We start from the raw sequence: 15741 nt of genomic DNA, 5'->3' as shown, positions 1-15741 counted from the left end.
GCCGGATGGTCCGCTGCCGATTCTGGCCCGCCGGACGAACGGATGTCAGTAGGTCACCCCCGATTGAGACGATCAGCTCAACGACCGGTGGTCGGCACGGGCCGCGCCCCCGCCAGGCTCGGCACGGCGGAGGTCGGCGGGTGCCAGTCGAGCATCGGCGCGGCGCCCCGGACCACGGCGCGCTCGGGCAGTCGGCCGGCCAGCGCGAGCACGGTGTCGCGGGCGGCGACGGCGAGCGGGGCGCGCAGCGCGACCAGCCGGGACACCTGGCGGGAGCGGGCGGCGACCTGGGTGGTGCGGGGCAGCCGGGCGGCTGAGTAGGCGGCCAGGCCGGCGTCGCCGTCGGCGTGGTCGGCGTGGTCGGCGTGGTCGGCGTGGTCGGCGTGGTCGGCGCCGGCATGCTGCGCCAGCACCACGGCGTCCTCGATCGCCTGGCAGGCACCCTGACCCTGGAACGGCGTCATCGCGTGGGCCGCGTCGCCGAGCAGCGCGGTGCGGCCGAGGTGGAAGGCGGGCAGCGGGTCGACCAGTTCCCAGACGTCGTGGCGCAGCACCCGGGCCGGGTCGGCGGCGGACAGCAGGGCGGGCAGCGGGGCGAACCAGCCGCCGAAGCGGCGCAGCAGCTCCGCGCGCTCGTCACCGTCGGCGGCCCGGCCTCCGGGCGGGGTCCAGGCGGCGGCGTACAGGTAGACCCGGTCCTCGGCGAGCGGGACGGCGCCGACCAGCGCGCCACGGCCCCACGTCTCGCCGATCGGGATCGACAGGCCCGCCGGGCGGGACACCACGGTGCGCCAGGTGGTGCAGCCGGCGTAGCGGGGGCCGGGGTGATCGGGGAAGAGCAGCGCGCGGCTGGGTGAGCGCAGGCCGTCGGCGGCCACCACGAGGTCGGCCCGCTGCTCGCCCTCGCCGGTGGGGCGGGGGTCGCGGGTGGGGCGGGGCTCGCGGGTGGGGCGGTGATCGCCGGTGCCGGGCGGCGGCCCGCCGACCGGCGTGAGCCGCAGGAGGGCGGGGCGGTCCGGGTCCGCCGGGTCGCCGGGGTCCGTCAGCCGGGCCTCGCTGCCGGTGCGGATCACGCCCGGCGGGAGGCGGTCCGCCAACGCGGCCACCACGTCCGCGCGGTGCAGCACGACGATCGGGTCGCCGTAGGCACGGGCGAAGCCCTCGGTGCTGGTGCGGGCCAGCCGCCGCCCGGACGGGCGCCGCAGCGCCGCCTCGCCCTGGGCGGCCGCGCGGGCCCGGATCGCGTCGCCGACCCCGAGCAGGTCCAGGGCGCGCAGCGCGTTGGGCGCGATGCTCAGGCCGGAGCCGATCGGGTCGAGCGAGCCGGCCCGCTCGTGCACGGTGACCCGCCAACCGCGCCGGTGCAGGGCCAGCGCGGCGGTGAGGCCGCCGATTCCGGCGCCGATGACGGTGGCGTGCTTCTCAGGCTGCTTCATGACAGCACCGTACTACGTCCATAGTGACAAGTCACTACATCCGTAGTAGGGCCAGTGGAGGCGGGATGATCGGTGGCATGAGTTCGCCGCGCGCCGCCCTGATCGCCGACACCGCCATCGCCCTGATCGCCGAGCGGGGCCTGCGCGGCCTGACCCACCGGGCCGTCGACGAGACCGCCGACCTGCCGCCCGGCACCACCTCCAACCACGCCCGCACCCGGGCCGCGCTCCTCGCGACCGCGCTGGACCGAATCGCCGAACTGGAGGCGGCCACACTGCTGACGGCCGAGAGCACGGCCGGATCCGGGGCGGTGGCCGGGCCCGGGACGGTGGACGGGCCCGGGACGGCGGACGGGAGGGTCGGCGGCTCCTCGCCCCGGGAGCTGCTGGCCGAACTGCTCGCCCTCGGCGTGCACCAGGCGCTCACCGTGGGCCGGCCCCTCACCCTGGCCCGCTTCGAGCTCGCGCTGGAGGCCACCCGCCGCCCGGAGCTGCGCGCCACCTACGACCGCCTGGGTGCGCGCTTCACCACCCAACTCGCCCAGTTGCTGGCCTTCGCCGGCTCGCCCGACCCGCACCGCCACGCGCTGAGCCTGGTCCGCTGGTGCGAGGGCGTGCTGTTCCACGCGGTGGCCGGCGCCGGGCAGGCCCGCACCCCCGAGCCGGCCGAGCTTCGGGCGGAGGCGGGCCGGTACCTGGACGCGCTGTTGAGGGCGCCGACGGCGTAGCGCCCGCCCCCGGACCAGAACTCCCGGCCTCGCGCGCTCAGCTCCGCCCGCTCAGCTCCGCCCGCTCAGCTCCGCGCGCTCGGACTCGGGGAGCCAGTCACGCTCCGGGTGGTACTCCAGCCAGCGGTTGCGCCGACCGGCCTCGGCGAAGCCGCGCAGCAGGGCGGGGACGCCCGGGTGGCCGGTGCGGCGGGGCCAGACCAGCGACCAGGCGTAGAGCGGGGTCGGCTCGACCAGCGGCACCGAGCGCAGACCCGCGGCCGCCGCACCCTCGGGCAGCGGCAGGTCGGCCGGGAGCACGGTGAACGCGTCCGGCTCCTCGCGCAGCTGGGTCAGGAAGTGCTCGGCCCCGAGGTTGGCCTCCGGCACCACCGCCTCGCCCCACTCGAACCGCTCGGCGAGGCGCTGCAGGAAGTCCAGCCGCTCCAGCGCGGCCGGCAGCAGCAGTCGCCCGCCACGCAGCTCGGTGGGCCGCAGCGCCTCGGCCGCCGCCAGCCGGTGGCCCGGACCGAGCACCGCGTCCACCGGTTCGAGCCGGACCAGGCGGTGCGCCAGCGCCTCGTCCCGCCGGTCCCCCAGCGCGTGGTAGCGGCCGAACCCCGCGTCGACCTCCTCTCGCAGCAGCGCGCCGACCACGGCCGGCAGGTCGCGCCCGTGCCCGATCTCGACCCTCAACGGCAGCTCCGCGTGCACCACCTGACCCACCGTCCGCAGCGGCGCGAACAAGTGCCCCCAGACGTCCAGCCGCAGCGGCCGCACCGTCCCGCGGACGGCCTCCACCGCCACCGCGCCGGCCGCCAGCAGCGCCCGGGCCGGGGCGAGGAGGCGCTCGCCGGCCGCGGTCAGCGTCACGCCGCGCCCGTCGCGCTCCAGCAGCCGCTCGCCCAGCGCCTCCTCCAGCCGCGCGACCCGCTTGGAGAGCGCCTGCTGCGTGATCGACAACTCCTCGGCGGCGTGCCGGAAGTGGCGGTGCTCGGTGACCGCGAGGAAGGCGCGCACCTGGGCGAGGTCGAGGTCCACGCCCGCCATCTTCGCCGACAACCGCCGGTTGTCGGAGCACCGGGGCGGTTGTTGGCCGCCCCGGTGGGCCCGGCGGTTAGCTGAGGGCACCGCAGCGAAGAGCCCGAAGGAGCAGAGCAGATGAAGGCGTTCATCCCCACCGACAGCCCCCGGACGACCGGTCCCGCGGTCCGACTGGCCGAGGTCGCGGAACCGGTGCAGCAGTCCGACCAGGCCCTGATCAAGGTCGAGGCGTACTCGGTGAACCGCGGTGAGACCTTCGTGCTGGAGCGCCCGCCGGTCGGCTGGCGCCCCGGCAAGGACGTGGCCGGACTGGTGGTGCAGGCGGCGCCGGACGGCTCGGGGCCGGCGGTCGGCTGCCGGGTGGTGGCCCACCCGCCGGCGCTGGGCTGGGCCGAGTACGTCGCGGTGCCGACCACCGCGCTGGCCCCGATCCCCGACCACCTGACGGCCGCCACCGCCGCCGCGCTGCCGCTGGCCGGCCTGACCGCGCTGCGCCTGCTGCGCGCCGCCGCCCGGCACACCGGCCACCTCGCGGGGCGACGGATCCTGCTCACCGGGGCCTCCGGCGGGGTCGGTCACTACGTCACCGAGCTGGCCGCCGCGGCCGGGGCACGGCTGACCGCCGTCAGCGCCTCGGCGGAGCGCGGGGCGCGGCTGCTCGAACTGGGTGCCGACCAGGTAGTGCCGACGGTCGCGGCGGCCGAGGGGCCGTTCGACCTGGTGCTGGAGTCCACCGGCGGCGCGAACCTGCCGCTCGCGCTCGACCGGCTGGCGCCGCGCGGGCTGCTGCTCTGGTTCGGGCAGGCCAGCCGTCAGCCGGTGACGCTGGACTTCTTCAGCATCCTCAACGGGCCGGTCAGCGCGACGATCCAGCAGTTCAGCTACGCCGACGTGGACGGACCGGACGGGCCCGACCTGGCCACCCTGGTGCGGCTGACCGCGGACGGGCAGCTGCACCCGGAGCTCGGCACCGTCCGCGACTGGACGCGGACCGCCGAGGTGCTGGACGAGCTGCGCGAGCGCCGGATCCGGGGCAACGCCGTGCTGACCGTCAGCTGAGTCGATGCCAATAGTTGATTGACCATCAAATCTGTCTTCTGTTCAATCATCCTTGCCCGAACAACCACTGCTGAGAGAGGCTTCACCATGTCGAACGAGCTCACCCCCAAGGACGTCGTGGTCCGCTACGTCAACGCCGTCGCCGAGGGCGACCTGGCGGTCATCACGGACAGCTTCGCCGAGGACGCCACCTGGACCTACCCGGGCGACGTCCCGCTGACCCGGGTCTGGAGCGGCCGCGACGCGATCATCAACGACTTCCTGGGCAGCGGCGGCGTGCTCTTCGCCCCGGGCGGGACCCCCAAGGTGACGCTGACCAACGTCATCGCCGACGGCGCCCAGGTGGTCGCCGAGTGGCGCTCGGAGGGTGTCGCCAAGGCCGGCGCGATCTACGACAACCTGTGCCTGGGCGTCTTCACGGTGCGCGACGGCCGGATCGCCTCGGTGCGCGAGTACACCGACACGCAGCACGTGGCGAAGGTGCTCTTCCCCGAGGCGTGACGCCTCAGCGGGCCACGAGTGTGTCCAACTGGTCTCGATCGATGACCAGTTGGACACCTCCATAGGACTCCGCCACGTTGCCGACCAGCTGGTGGGCCCGACGGTGGCCGCTCCACTGGTCGTCGGCCAGCACGCCGCCGCCGTCCAGGGCGGCCCGGCCGTCCCAGCGGGCGTACCAGACGGAGTCCGGCAGCGGGGCGGCGCCGGCCCGGGCCGCGGCGGCCAGATCGCCGACCCCGGATTCGAGGCTGGAGTAGAAACCCGAAAAGTAGCCCGCGCCGTGCAGGCCCTGGGTCCAGCCGAGGGTGAAGTCGATCACCGCCCGGGCGCAGTCGGCATCCCCGGGCTGGTAGGCCTCCATGTCCAGGTAGACCGGACTGCCCACGCCGATGCCCAGCCGCTCGGCGCCCAGCACCGCCTCGGCCGCCTCCTGGCGCCCCTGCTCCACGGCGTGCGCCGGGTCGATCCGCTGCGGCTTGTTGGACGCCTTGCTGCACGGCGCCTGCAACCCGACGTGGGTGGGGATCAGCCGCCAGCCGAGCGCCCGGACCTGGCGCACCCAGTCCGCGGTCAACCGGCTCTGGCCGCAGGCGCGTTGGCGGCCGCTGATGTAGATGCCGACCGCACCGTACGGGGAGGTCCCGCGCCAGGCGCGCATGGCCTCCAGGGGCGGGGCGCTGCAGGCGTCGAAGGCGCCGCCGGCGAAGACGGTGCGCGGACCGGCGGCCAGCGCGGCCGCCCCGGGGTCGGGCAGCACCGTGGGGGGCGCGGGTGGCGCGGCGGGGGCAGCAGGCGCGGCGGGCGCGGCGGGATCAGCCGGTGCTCCCGGTGCTGCCGGTGCTGCCGGATCAGGTGAGGCGGCACCGGGCGGCGCGGCCACGGAGACGGCCACGGGCACCGCGTGCCGGGCCGCAAGTGTCCGGTTGGCCGTCTCCGCGTACGCGAGCGGCAGTCCCCGCACCGCGCTCCCGTCGGTGGCCAGCAGCAGAACCAGGGCGGCGGCCGAGAGCGCCGCCGGACGCAGATAGCGGACCATCCCTCGATCCTGGCCGCGGCTGACGCCGTACCGGGTCAACCGGGGGCGGACGCGCCGGGTGCGCACCACTGCTCCACCCGGACGGAGCAGCCCGGCCACCCACCCGGGGCCGGACGCCCGGGGCCGGACGCGCCGGTGGGCGGCGCCGTCGCCGGCACCGCCCACGGACCCTGAGCCGCGGTGACCCTTTCCGCCGCCCGTCACCGACTCACTTGATGATCGGTGCGAAGTCGATCTTCACGTCCTTGTTCGACTGGTCCGCGTAGACCCAGCCCGAGTTGTCCTTCACCCCGAGGGTGTTGTTCTGGTTCGAGGCGCCGCTGCCGGTCGCGGTCTGCTGGGTCCAGTTGTAGTTGCCGTCCACCGAGCCGAAGATGTTGCCGCTGCCGACGTTGGAGACGACGCTGCTGTTGGCACCCTGATCGGCGCCGGCCACGTTGTCGGCGAACGCGGCGCCGGCACCAGCCAGCAGCAGGCCTGCGGCGAGCGGGGCTGCGGCCAGCGCGACGGCCACCCGTGCAGTGCGGAAGCGAGCCATGAGATCCTCCAGAAATCCGGAAGTGGGTTAATTGCTGCGGGAGTTCGCGGCCAGACGAACCCCTGCGGGCTGCGACGCCGAGATCAGGATTCAACCGCCGCGGGGCACTCCGCCAGCCCCCACCAGGCAATTCGCTCGATCGCGTGACGTCGGAAAGCTAAACCCGGACCCCGGAAGAGCCGATATCCACAGGTCGTTCTTCGGCCATCGCAGCGCCCGGCCACCCCGGGCCCAGCGCCCGCCGGCGCCGCGCCACCCCCTCGCGCCACCCCGGAATGGCTCAGAACAGCTTGCCCGGATTGAGGATTCCCAGCGGGTCGAACAATCCTTTCATCTGCTTTTGCAGCTCCCAGCCGACCGGCCCCAGCTCCCGGGCCAGCCACTCCCGCTTGAGCAGCCCCACCCCGTGCTCGCCGGTGATCGTGCCGCCCAGCTCCAGACCGAGCGCCATGATCGCGTCGAAGGAGTCCTTGGCCCGGGCCACCTGGTCCGGGTCCTTCGCGTCGAAGGCGACGATCGGGTGGGTGTTGCCGTCCCCCGCGTGGCAGCAGACGCCGATGGTCAGTCCGCAGCGCTCACCGATCTCGGCCACGCCGTTCAGCATCTCGGCCATCCGCGAGCGCGGTACCGCGACGTCGTCCACCATCGTGGTGCCCAGGGTGTCCATCGCGGTCAGCGCCAGGCGCCGGGCCTGCAGCAGCAGTTCCGACTCGGCCTGGTCATCGGCGGGCACCACCTCGGTGGCCCCCGCCGCCCGGCACAGCTCGGCGACCGCGGCCAGCTCCTGGAGCCGCTCGGGCCCGTCGAAGGCCACCAGCAGCAGCGCCTCGGTGCTCTCCGGCAGCCCCATCCGCCCGAACCGGTTGACCGCCTTGACGACCACCGAGTCCATCAGCTCCATCAACGAGGGGGTGAAGCCGGCCTCGATCACCGCGTTGACCGCCGCGCAGGCCGCCGTCGCACTGGCGAACTCGGCCGCCAGCGCGAGCTGCGGCGCGGGCGCGGGCCGCAGGGCGAGCACCGCGCCGACCACCACGCCCAAGGTGCCCTCGGAGCCGACGAAGAGCCGGGTCAGGTCGTAGCCGGCCACGCCCTTGGCGGTGCGCCGCCCGGTGCGCAGCAGCCGCCCGTCGGCCAGCACCACGTCGAGGCCGAGCACGTACTCGCCGGTCACCCCGTACTTGACGCAGCACAGGCCGCCCGCGCCGGTGCCGATGTTGCCGCCGATGGTGCACGACTCCCAGCTGGACGGGTCCGGCGGATAGGCCAGGCCGCGTGCCTCGGCGGCCCGGGAGAGCTGGGCGTTGACCACCCCGGGCTCCACCACGGCGATCCGGTTCACCGGGTCCAGCTCCAGGATCCGGTCCATCTTCACCAGCGAGAGCAGGACACAGCCGGCCACCGCGTTCGCCCCGCCGGACAGGCCCGTCCTGGCGCCCTGCGGCACCACCGGCACCCGCAGTTCGCTCGCGGTGCGCAGCACGTGCCGCACCTCCTCGACCGTGGTCGGGAAGACGAGCACGGCCGGCTCACCGGCCTCGCAGAACCCCGCCATGTCGTGCCGGTAGGCGGCGGTCACCGCCGGATCGACGACCACCGCCGCCGCGGGCAGCCCCGCCAGCAGACGCTCCATCAGCTCGCTCATCACAGGCCCCTCTCGTCGTCCGAGGAGCCCAGTGTGACGGAAGCCCGCGGAGGCGGGGGTGGGTGTCCGCGGGGGCGGGCCCGGCGGAGCGTTCCCCGCCGGAGCGGTGGTCGCGGCCCGGCGCTCTCAGCGCTCGGTGCCCTGGTAGACCCCGCGCACCACCGCGCCGACCTCCCCGGCGGAGGCGGCGTTGCCCACCACGATCAGCACGTAGTTGTCGTCGTACCAGATGCACAGTGAGCCGAAATCGCTGTCGCTGTCACTGCTGTCACTGCTGTCACCGCTGCCGCTGTCACCGCTGTCACCGCTGTCACCGCTGTCACCGCTCCCGCCGCTCCCGCTGTTCGCCTGGTAGCACTCCGTCGTGCCGCCGATCCCCAGGTCAGGATGGGTGACCTTGGCCCGATCGGCGATGTCCCCCCGGTTGCCGGCGAGCCAGCCCGCGAAAGTGTGGTCGGCGTTACGGCCGATCGCCACGCTCCAGGCGGCCTCGTCGGAGGAAGCGGCGGCGGCTCCGTAGCCGGCCTGCCTCAGATCTGCCAGGCCCGCCCGGGAGGCATTGGACTGGTCGATGAGCGAGTCACGGCCGTCCGAGCCGTCGGCCATCGCCTTGCCCTCGACCGAGTGCGGCAGCGCGATGTCCACCGGGTCCGGCCTGGTGGAGGAGGAGACCGCGAGCACCACACCGCTCAGCACCGCGATCCCGGCGACGACGGCCACCGCCGTCCACAGCCCCTTCCGGGGCGTCCGCGGCGGTGGCGGCGGGTACCCGGGCGGCACGGCGTAGCCGGGTGCTGCCGGGTAGCCGGGGGGCAGCGGCCCGCCGGGCGGCGGGTAGGCAGGGGGTGGGTAAGCGGCTGACGGGGCCGGGCCCGGAGCCGGGGGCAGGTACGGCGGCGGCCCCGAAGGCCCGCCCGGCGGCGGATACGGCTGCTCGTCGGACATGTCGGTCTCCCCCTCGACCAAGGCCTGTGCGCACCCGGTGGCGGCTGCGGGACGAAGGTAGCACCGTCATACGGGAAGTTCAGCCGATTGGGCGTCATCCCTTCCCCGTCCTGGTCCCGCCGGCCGCCGGCCCCGGTTTCAGCCCGCCCGGCGCCGCCCCGCGGCAGCGCCACCACGCACCGTCAGCACACCGACCAGCGCCGCGATCAGCACCGCGAGCACCAGGCTGACCGGCCCGAAGCCCCAGCCCAGGCCGTGGTGGTCGCGGTCCGCGCCCATCCAGTCGGCGAACGAGGCACCCAGCGGGCGGGTCAGGATGTAGGCCAGCCAGAAGGCGAGCACCGCGTTCAGTCGCAGCTTCCAGTGCGCGAGCGCGGGCAGCGCGATCGCGACGGTGAAGGCCACCCCGGAGGAGAAGTAGCCCAGGCCCACCGTGGTGGCCGTCATGTCGCCCACCGCCGTGCCCAGCGCGAAGGTGGCCAGCACGGCCGCCCAGTAGCAGAACTCCCGCTTCGGGGTGCGCACGCTGTGGATCGACAGCGTCCCCTCACTGATCCGCCACCAGGCGAAGACCGCCAGCAGCACCACCAGGAACCCCGGCGCCGAAACGGTGTACGGCACCCCGAACCCCACGTGCAGCACGTCCGCCGCCATCGTCCCGAAGACGCTCACCATGGTGACCGCCAGCCAGTACACCCACGGGATGTACCGCTTCACCCGGAACTGCAGCGCCAGTGCCGCCACCAGCAGCACCCCGCCCAGCCCGACCGCGGGCACCGGATCGAGCGTGCGCACCAGGAAGTCCGAGGCGTCCTCACCCATCCCGGTGGTGAGCACCTTGGTGATCCAGAACAGCGCCGTGACCTCGGGCACCTTGCTCAGCAGGCGCTCCGCGGCGGCGGCCGGCTCGCTCGGCCGCAGTTGAGCAGTCGTCATGAGCCCTACCCTGCCAGGCCCGCCTGAAGGAGAGCTGAAGATCCGAAAAGACCCCGGCCCCTGACCGTTGTCGCTGGTCAGGGGCCGGTCCGCGGCGGAGAGCGTGGGATTCGAACCCACGGTACGGGGTCACCGCACGACAGTTTTCAAGACTGTTCCCTTAGGCCGCTCGGGCAGCTCTCCAGGCGGAGGTCAGCCTAACGGGTCCGCGGGGGTTCGGTGCACCGGTTTGCGGCTGGGCGGGACGGGGGTTACTGGTCGCCGGAGCGGCTGCCCAGGGTGACGCTGGTGTGGCCGGAGGTGCCGTTGCGGGTGTAGTCGACGTCCACCTTGTCGCCGGGGGCGTGCGTCCAGATGGCGCTGACCAGGGCGGGACCGTTGTCGATGATCTCGCCGCCGAGCTTGGTGATCACGTCGCCCGGCTTCAGGCCGGCCTGGTCGGCAGGGCCGCCGGGGGTGACGGCCGGGGTGCCGCCGACCGGGGAGGTCATGATCTGCGCGCCGTCCCCGCTGTAGTCGTCGTTGCGCAGCACGCCGAGGGTCGCGTAGACCGGGGTGCCGGTGGTGATCAGCATCTGGGCGACCCGCTTGGCCTGGTTGATCGGGATCGCGAAGCCGAGGCCGATGCTGCCGGCCTGGCCGCTGCCGCTGGAGTTGGACTGGATCGCCGAGTTGATCCCGATCACCTGGCCGCTCGCGTTGAGCAGCGGGCCGCCGGAGTTGCCCGGGTTGATCGAGGCGTCGGTCTGCAGCGCGTTCATGTACGAGGTCTGGGTGCTGGCCTGGTCACCGGAGGCGACCGGGCGGTTCTTGGCGCTGATGATGCCGGAGGTGACGGTGCTCTCCAGGTCGTACGGCGCGCCGATGGCGATCGACACGTCGCCGACCGCGACCTGGTCGGAGTCGCCCAGCGGGAGCGGGGTGAGCTTCTCGCTCGGCTGCGCGTCCAGCTTGACCACCGCGAGGTCGTAGCCCTTGGCCTTGCCGACCACCGAGGCGGGGTAGGTGTTGCCGTCGGAGAACTTGACGCTCAGCTTGCCGCCGTTGTCCGCCGGGGCGACCACGTGGTTGTTGGTCAGGATGTGGCCCTGGGTGTCGAAGATGAAGCCGGTGCCGGTGCCGGACTCCGAGCTGCCCTCCGCCTTGATGGTGACGGTGCTGGGCAACGCGGTGCCCGCGATGCCGGCCACCGAGTCGGGTGCCCGGTTGAGCGCGACCTGGTTGTTGGCGCTGGTGGTCGTGGTGCTGGAGCGACTGTTGCCGGTCAGGGCGGACGAGCCGGAGCTGCCGTTGCCCTTGAGCGCCGCGCCGGCCACCCCGCCCGCGACACCGGCCACCAGGGCGACCGCGGCGATCAGCGCGATCAGCGAGCCCTTGCCCTTCTTGCGCGGCGCGGGCGGCGGGGCGAAGCCGCCCGGGTACTCGCCGGGGAACTCCGGTCCGCCGGGGTAACCGGGGACGCCGCCCTGCGGGTGGCCGGCGAACTCCGTCCCCTCCGGGTAGCCGGGCAGGCCCTGCTGCGGGGTCGACCAGGCATCGCCGATCGGGGTGCCGGCGCCGAACGGGTGGTGCTGCTCGCCCTGCGGGGCCCCGGCGGCCGGCAGGCCGGGGGTGATCGGGGCGCCGCCCACGGGCGGGGCGGCGAGCGGGGCCGCGGGGGCCGCGTACGGGTTGGCGGGCGGCTCGACGGCGGGCGCCGACGGGACCGGCGGCGGGGCGTCCAGGTAGCCGGGCGCGGCCGGCGGCGGCGCGTCCAGGTAGGTCCTGGCGGGCTCGGCGGGCGGCGCGGCCGGGGTCGGCTCCGGGGCGGGCACCTTGGTCAGGGCCAGGGTCGGCTGCGGTGCCACGGGCCGCTCGGGCGCGCTCGCGTCCGCCACGCCCGGGTCCGCCGCGGGCAGGACCATCGTCGGCTCGCTCGCCGCGGGCTCGGTGCCCGCCCGGGGGTCACCGACCGCCGAAGTGCCCCCCGGCTCGCCGTGCCCGCTGGAGAGCTGCTCCCCCTGCGGACCGGTGGAACCACTCTCGTGCTCGGTGCTCACGGACGACCTCCATAGCTGACAGGGACCTTGGCCCCTAGTTTTTCCTATGCCCGATCTGGTTGCCGTAAGGGGCCGCCTGAAGAACTGGTAAGAATCCTTAGACGGACCGAACAGGCCCCCGTTCGCCCTGCTCGCGACACCCGAACGGCCTCCCCGAGGCGTTCCGCGATCCGGACGGCGCACTGCCGTGCCTTGGCGTAATCCAAGCGCCGGGCTACCCTGTCGCTTCCTGATCGACACGCGGGAGCTTGGACCCACCAGGCTGAGAGTGCGCTGATCGACCGTACGCCATGGCGGTGACGCCGGTGCGGTCGAGGGAGTGCTGACCGCCGGAACCTGTCCGGGTAATGCCGGCGTAGGGAGTCCTGGCCATGACGGCTGCTTCGCCTTCCCCATCTTCGCCTTCCCCGTCGTCACCCTCCTCGTCCTCCTCGCCCTCCTCGCCCTCGTCGCCCTCGTCGTCCTCGTCGTCCTCGTCGACGGCGGTGCTCGAACCGCGGGCCGCGGCCGGCCACGCCGAGGCACCGCTGGTGCTGGACACCGCGCCGCCGCGCACCCTGGGCTTCAAGGACCAGTTCGCGCTCTGGGCCAACCTGGGGATCAGCCTGATCGGCTTCACCAGCGCCGCCACCGTGCTGGGCCAGCCCGGCAGCGAGCTCTCCTTCACCGCGGCGCTGACCGCGATCGTGGCGGGCACCGTGATCGGCACCGCGATGCTGGGCGTGGCCGCGCTGATCGGCGCCCGCACCGGCGCGCCGGCCATGGCCGTGCTGCGCGGGCTCTTCGGCACCCGGCTCTCCTACGTGCCGACCGTGCTGAACATCGCGCAGTGCGTGGGCTGGGGCGTCTACGAGCTGATCGTGATCGCCTGGGGTGCCCAGACGGTGGCCGGTACCCAGGGCTGGCGCTGGCTCTTCGTGGTGCTGGCCGGCCTGCTGACCACCGTGCTGACGATCTGGCCGCTGGGGTCGATCGCGGCGCTGCGCAAGTACGTGGCGATCGCGGTGGGCGTGGCGATGGTCTACTACACCGTCCAGCTGGGGCGGCAGGGCTGGCCCGACCCGGGAGCCGGCAACTGGCACGGCTTCCTCGGCGCGACCGACGCGATCATCGCCGTCTCGATCTCCTTCGTGCCGCTGGCCGCCGACTACACCCGGCACTCGCGCACCGGGCGGGCCTCCTTCTGGGGGACCTTCTCCGGCTACACCGTGGCCCAGGTCTGGTGCTACCTGCTCGGCCTGATCGCGCTGCTCCAGTCGCACGGCAACGCCGACAACCTGCTGGACTCCTTCACCGGGGTGACGGCCGGCTGGGCCTTCCTGCTGGTCCTGGTGCTGCGCGAGGCGGACCAGTCCTTCGCCAACGTCTACTCGACCGCCATGTCGGTGCACAACCTCTTCCCGAGGGTCGACCGGCGGCTGCTGACCGGCGGGATCGGCCTGCTGGTCACCGTGCTGGCGCTGCGGATCACCGAGTTCACCAACTCCTACTACGCCTTCCTCGGGCTGATCGGCTCGGTCTTCGTGCCGCTGCTCGCGGTGCTGGCCGCCGACTACTTCCTGGGCCGCGGCCGGCGCGGCTGGGACATGTCGCAGCAGGCACCGGCCCGGCCACTGATGCTGCTGCCGTGGGCGTTGGGCCTGTGCACCTACCAGTTCCTGGCGCCGACCCAGCACGCCGGACCCTGGACGCGCTTCTGGACGGACACCCAGTCCTGGGCGCACTTCACCCCGCAGGAGTGGACCTCCGCCTCGCTCTTCTCCTTCCTGGTCGCGGGCCTGCTGACGCTGGGGCTGAACCGGCTCTCGGACACCGCCTGACCTGCGGAACCCGGCGTTGGGGTGCTCGTCGCGTCCGGGTCACCCGGGCCGCTTAGGGTGGTGCCGTGACGACTCCCGACCTCTCCGCCGCCGACCCCGCCCGCACCGCACCGGGGGTCCAGGTGGTCGCCCACCGCGGCTCCTCGGCCGCGCTGCCCGAGCACACCCTGGCGGCCTACCGGCGGGCGCTGACCGAGGGGGCCGACGCGGTCGAGTGCGACGTCCGGCTGACCAGGGACCGGCAGCTCGTCTGCGTGCACGACCGGACCATCGCCCGGGTCTCGGACGGCGGGCGCAAGGTGGTCTCCACGCTCACCCTGGCGGAACTGGCGGCGCACGACTTCGGCTCCTGGAAGCCGGTCGCCGACGAAGCACCAGCGGGCCCCGGCCGCCCCACCGGTGACGGCGGCGCGGCGGATCCGGAGCGGCACTCGGTGCTGAGGCTGGAGTCGCTGCTGGAGCTGGTCGCCGACTGCGGACGCCGGGTGGACCTGGCGATCGAGACCAAGCACCCGGTGCGCTACCGGGGCGCGGTGGAGGCCGAGCTGGTGCGGATGCTGCGCCGCTTCGGGATCCAGGGCGCGCCGGCCGGCGAGGGCGACCCGGCGCGGCCGCACGCCAGGCTGATGAGCTTCTCCGGGCTGGCGCTCGGCCGGCTGCGGGACTCGGCACCGGAGTTTCCCCGGGTCTTCCTCTTCGAGCACCCCTCGCTGCTGCGCCTGTGGCCCGGCGCCGGGCTGCCGGCCGGCGCGGTGATCGCCGGACCGGGCATCGAACTGGTCCGCCGCAAGCCGGAGTTGGTGACCCGGTTGCGGGCCGCCGGGCACCGGGTGCACGTCTGGACGGTGGACCGCCCCGAGGACGTCGCGCTCTGCCTGGAGCTCGGTGTCGAGGCGATCATCACCAACCGCCCCCGGGACGTGCTGGACCAGCTGGGCCGCTGATCGACCGTCCCATCGGACACACCCGCCACACCCGCCACACCCGGACCGTCCACCGCACGGCCACCGCATCACCTCGTGCGGCCGCCGTCCGCGCCCGCGCCCACTGCGCCGATTTGGCGTACGCGGGCGCGAAACCGGGTGGCGCACTGGCCGACGCGGACGGAATCCGCCCCCTCGATTGACGCAGCGTAAGCAGCTAATCACCTTTTGCGCACAGCGTGTTGCGCCAACCTCGGCGACTTCACAATTGACGGACCACGAGCGAGTCAACCCGTTTCCGGCGCATTCCCCCGGGGCATCCATCCCTCGGCAAACGCTGAAGGAGGTCCGGGGGTGGCGTTGATGGTGGCGCGTGAAGTGCCGACTTCATCAACCATGGCGGTGCCGCACGGCCCGGCCAGTGTCGGGGCCGCCCGGCGCCGGCTGCGGCGTGATCTGGGCGATCGCGAGGTGCCCGATACCGTCATCGATGACGCGGTTCTGATCCTTTCCGAACTGCTCAGCAATTCCTGCCGCTATGCGCGGCCGCTGGCTCCATTGCTGGATCTCGCCGGGGGGGCGCCCGACGAATTCCCACTGCATCCCACTGATTTGGCGAAGCCCCAGGAGCGGGCGGAATCCCGGCCCGGCAGGCCTACCGCCGAGGCGGCGGCCGTCGCCTCGGCGGGGTCCGCCGAGGTGGAGGAGGCCGCCACGCTCGACGAGCTGCTGGTCGGCGCCGGGGTGCACCGCCACCCGGCGGCGGCGCACGAGGCGGCCGGGACACCGTGTCCCGAGCAGCCCGGCGGGGTGCTGGTGCGCTGGCAGATGCACACCGACGGCCTGCTGAGCCTGGAGGTCACCGACGGCGGCGCGAGCACCCGGCCGCTGCCGGCCAGCCCCTCGCTCACCGCGAAGGGCGGGCGCGGCCTGAGCATCGTGGGCCAACTGGCCGTCGACTGGGGGGTGCGGGACGCGCCGGGCGAGGTGACCGTCTGGGCGGTGCTGCCGGCCTGGCCGGCCAGGCCGGCCCGCCGCTCGGCCTGAGCGGCGGCCGGAAAGGGAGCGCGCCGATTCTCAGTAGGCTGCCCGGAGACAGTGCCCACCATCCC

The 15741-nt window shown here is 74.0% G+C and carries 15 protein-coding genes, 1 tRNA gene and 1 riboswitch; of the genes, 6 read left to right on the top strand and 10 right to left on the bottom strand.

The genetic code is table 11. The features are described from left to right. Window positions 1-77: 77 nt before the first annotated feature. On the bottom strand, window positions 78-1436 hold the full coding sequence (locus OG455_RS20795) for an FAD-dependent monooxygenase (RefSeq protein ID WP_266295905.1): 1359 nt from the start codon (window positions 1434-1436) through the stop codon (window positions 78-80). A gap of 77 nt (window positions 1437-1513) precedes the next feature. Between OG455_RS20795 and OG455_RS20790 the strand changes: the two genes are divergently transcribed. Beyond that, the gene (locus OG455_RS20790) at window positions 1514-2164 is read left to right on the top strand and encodes a TetR/AcrR family transcriptional regulator (protein ID WP_266295903.1); all 651 of its coding nucleotides are present in this window, start codon (window positions 1514-1516) and stop codon (window positions 2162-2164) included. A gap of 51 nt (window positions 2165-2215) precedes the next feature. Here OG455_RS20790 and OG455_RS20785 read toward each other — a convergent pair whose 3' ends face one another. Further along, complete coding sequence (locus OG455_RS20785; protein ID WP_323185644.1) at window positions 2216-3193, bottom strand: LysR family transcriptional regulator; 978 nt, start codon at window positions 3191-3193, stop codon at window positions 2216-2218. Window positions 3194-3304: 111 nt separating this feature from the next. On the opposite strand from OG455_RS20785, the gene OG455_RS20780 reads away from it, so the two are divergent. Further along, window positions 3305-4246, top strand: coding sequence for a zinc-binding dehydrogenase (locus OG455_RS20780; protein WP_266295899.1), 942 nt, complete (start codon window positions 3305-3307; stop codon window positions 4244-4246). A gap of 87 nt (window positions 4247-4333) precedes the next feature. Then, the gene (locus tag OG455_RS20775; RefSeq protein WP_266295897.1) at window positions 4334-4747 is read left to right on the top strand and encodes a nuclear transport factor 2 family protein; all 414 of its coding nucleotides are present in this window, start codon (window positions 4334-4336) and stop codon (window positions 4745-4747) included. A gap of 4 nt (window positions 4748-4751) precedes the next feature. On the opposite strand, the gene OG455_RS20770 is transcribed toward OG455_RS20775, so the two are convergent. The 7 genes from OG455_RS20770 to OG455_RS20740 all read right to left on the bottom strand — a co-directional run bounded on the left by OG455_RS20770 (window position 4752) and on the right by OG455_RS20740 (window position 11886). Beyond that, a complete protein-coding gene (locus OG455_RS20770) occupies window positions 4752-5783 on the bottom strand; it encodes a DUF1906 domain-containing protein (protein ID WP_266295895.1) in 1032 nt (343 codons plus the stop codon). Between the two features lie 208 nt (window positions 5784-5991). Then, window positions 5992-6321: a hypothetical protein gene (locus OG455_RS20765; protein WP_266295894.1), complete on the bottom strand. Its 330-nt coding sequence runs from the start codon at window positions 6319-6321 to the stop codon at window positions 5992-5994. A 280-nt stretch (window positions 6322-6601) separates the two neighbouring features. Then, window positions 6602-7966, bottom strand: a complete 1365-nt coding sequence (locus OG455_RS20760) for an FAD-binding oxidoreductase (protein WP_266295893.1) — start codon at window positions 7964-7966, stop codon at window positions 6602-6604. A 126-nt stretch (window positions 7967-8092) separates the two neighbouring features. Then, complete coding sequence (locus tag OG455_RS20755) at window positions 8093-8911, bottom strand: hypothetical protein (protein ID WP_266295891.1); 819 nt, start codon at window positions 8909-8911, stop codon at window positions 8093-8095. A gap of 138 nt (window positions 8912-9049) precedes the next feature. Next, complete coding sequence (locus OG455_RS20750) at window positions 9050-9847, bottom strand: hypothetical protein (RefSeq protein ID WP_266295889.1); 798 nt, start codon at window positions 9845-9847, stop codon at window positions 9050-9052. A 95-nt stretch (window positions 9848-9942) separates the two neighbouring features. Beyond that, window positions 9943-10030 (bottom strand) — tRNA-Ser (locus OG455_RS20745). A 68-nt stretch (window positions 10031-10098) separates the two neighbouring features. Continuing rightward, on the bottom strand, window positions 10099-11886 hold the full coding sequence (locus OG455_RS20740; RefSeq protein WP_266295887.1) for a S1C family serine protease: 1788 nt from the start codon (window positions 11884-11886) through the stop codon (window positions 10099-10101). Window positions 11887-12116: 230 nt separating this feature from the next. Beyond that, window positions 12117-12263, top strand: a riboswitch (TPP riboswitch). A 108-nt stretch (window positions 12264-12371) separates the two neighbouring features. Between OG455_RS20740 and OG455_RS20735 the strand changes: the two genes are divergently transcribed. Continuing rightward, a complete protein-coding gene (locus tag OG455_RS20735) occupies window positions 12372-13706 on the top strand; it encodes a cytosine permease (protein WP_266295885.1) in 1335 nt (444 codons plus the stop codon). Between the two features lie 65 nt (window positions 13707-13771). Then, window positions 13772-14650 (top strand): glycerophosphodiester phosphodiesterase family protein, encoded by an 879-nt coding sequence (locus OG455_RS20730; RefSeq protein ID WP_266295884.1) that lies wholly within the window; start codon window positions 13772-13774, stop codon window positions 14648-14650. Window positions 14651-15019: 369 nt separating this feature from the next. Here the strand turns inward: OG455_RS20730 and OG455_RS20725 are convergent, their stop codons facing one another. Beyond that, window positions 15020-15232: a hypothetical protein gene (locus tag OG455_RS20725; RefSeq protein ID WP_266301099.1), complete on the bottom strand. Its 213-nt coding sequence runs from the start codon at window positions 15230-15232 to the stop codon at window positions 15020-15022. On the opposite strand from OG455_RS20725, the gene OG455_RS20720 reads away from it, so the two are divergent. Further along, window positions 15131-15676, top strand: coding sequence for an ATP-binding protein (locus OG455_RS20720; protein ID WP_266300892.1), 546 nt, complete (start codon window positions 15131-15133; stop codon window positions 15674-15676). The two genes, OG455_RS20725 and OG455_RS20720, sit on opposite strands and share 102 nt — an antisense overlap. Window positions 15677-15741 lie beyond the last annotated feature (65 nt).

The sequence above is a fragment of the Kitasatospora sp. NBC_01287 genome, assembly GCF_026340565.1.
In the GTDB taxonomy this organism is placed as follows: domain Bacteria; phylum Actinomycetota; class Actinomycetes; order Streptomycetales; family Streptomycetaceae; genus Kitasatospora.
The sequence above is the reverse complement of the archived record's forward strand: the minus strand, read 5'-3'. Positions and strand labels throughout refer to the sequence as shown.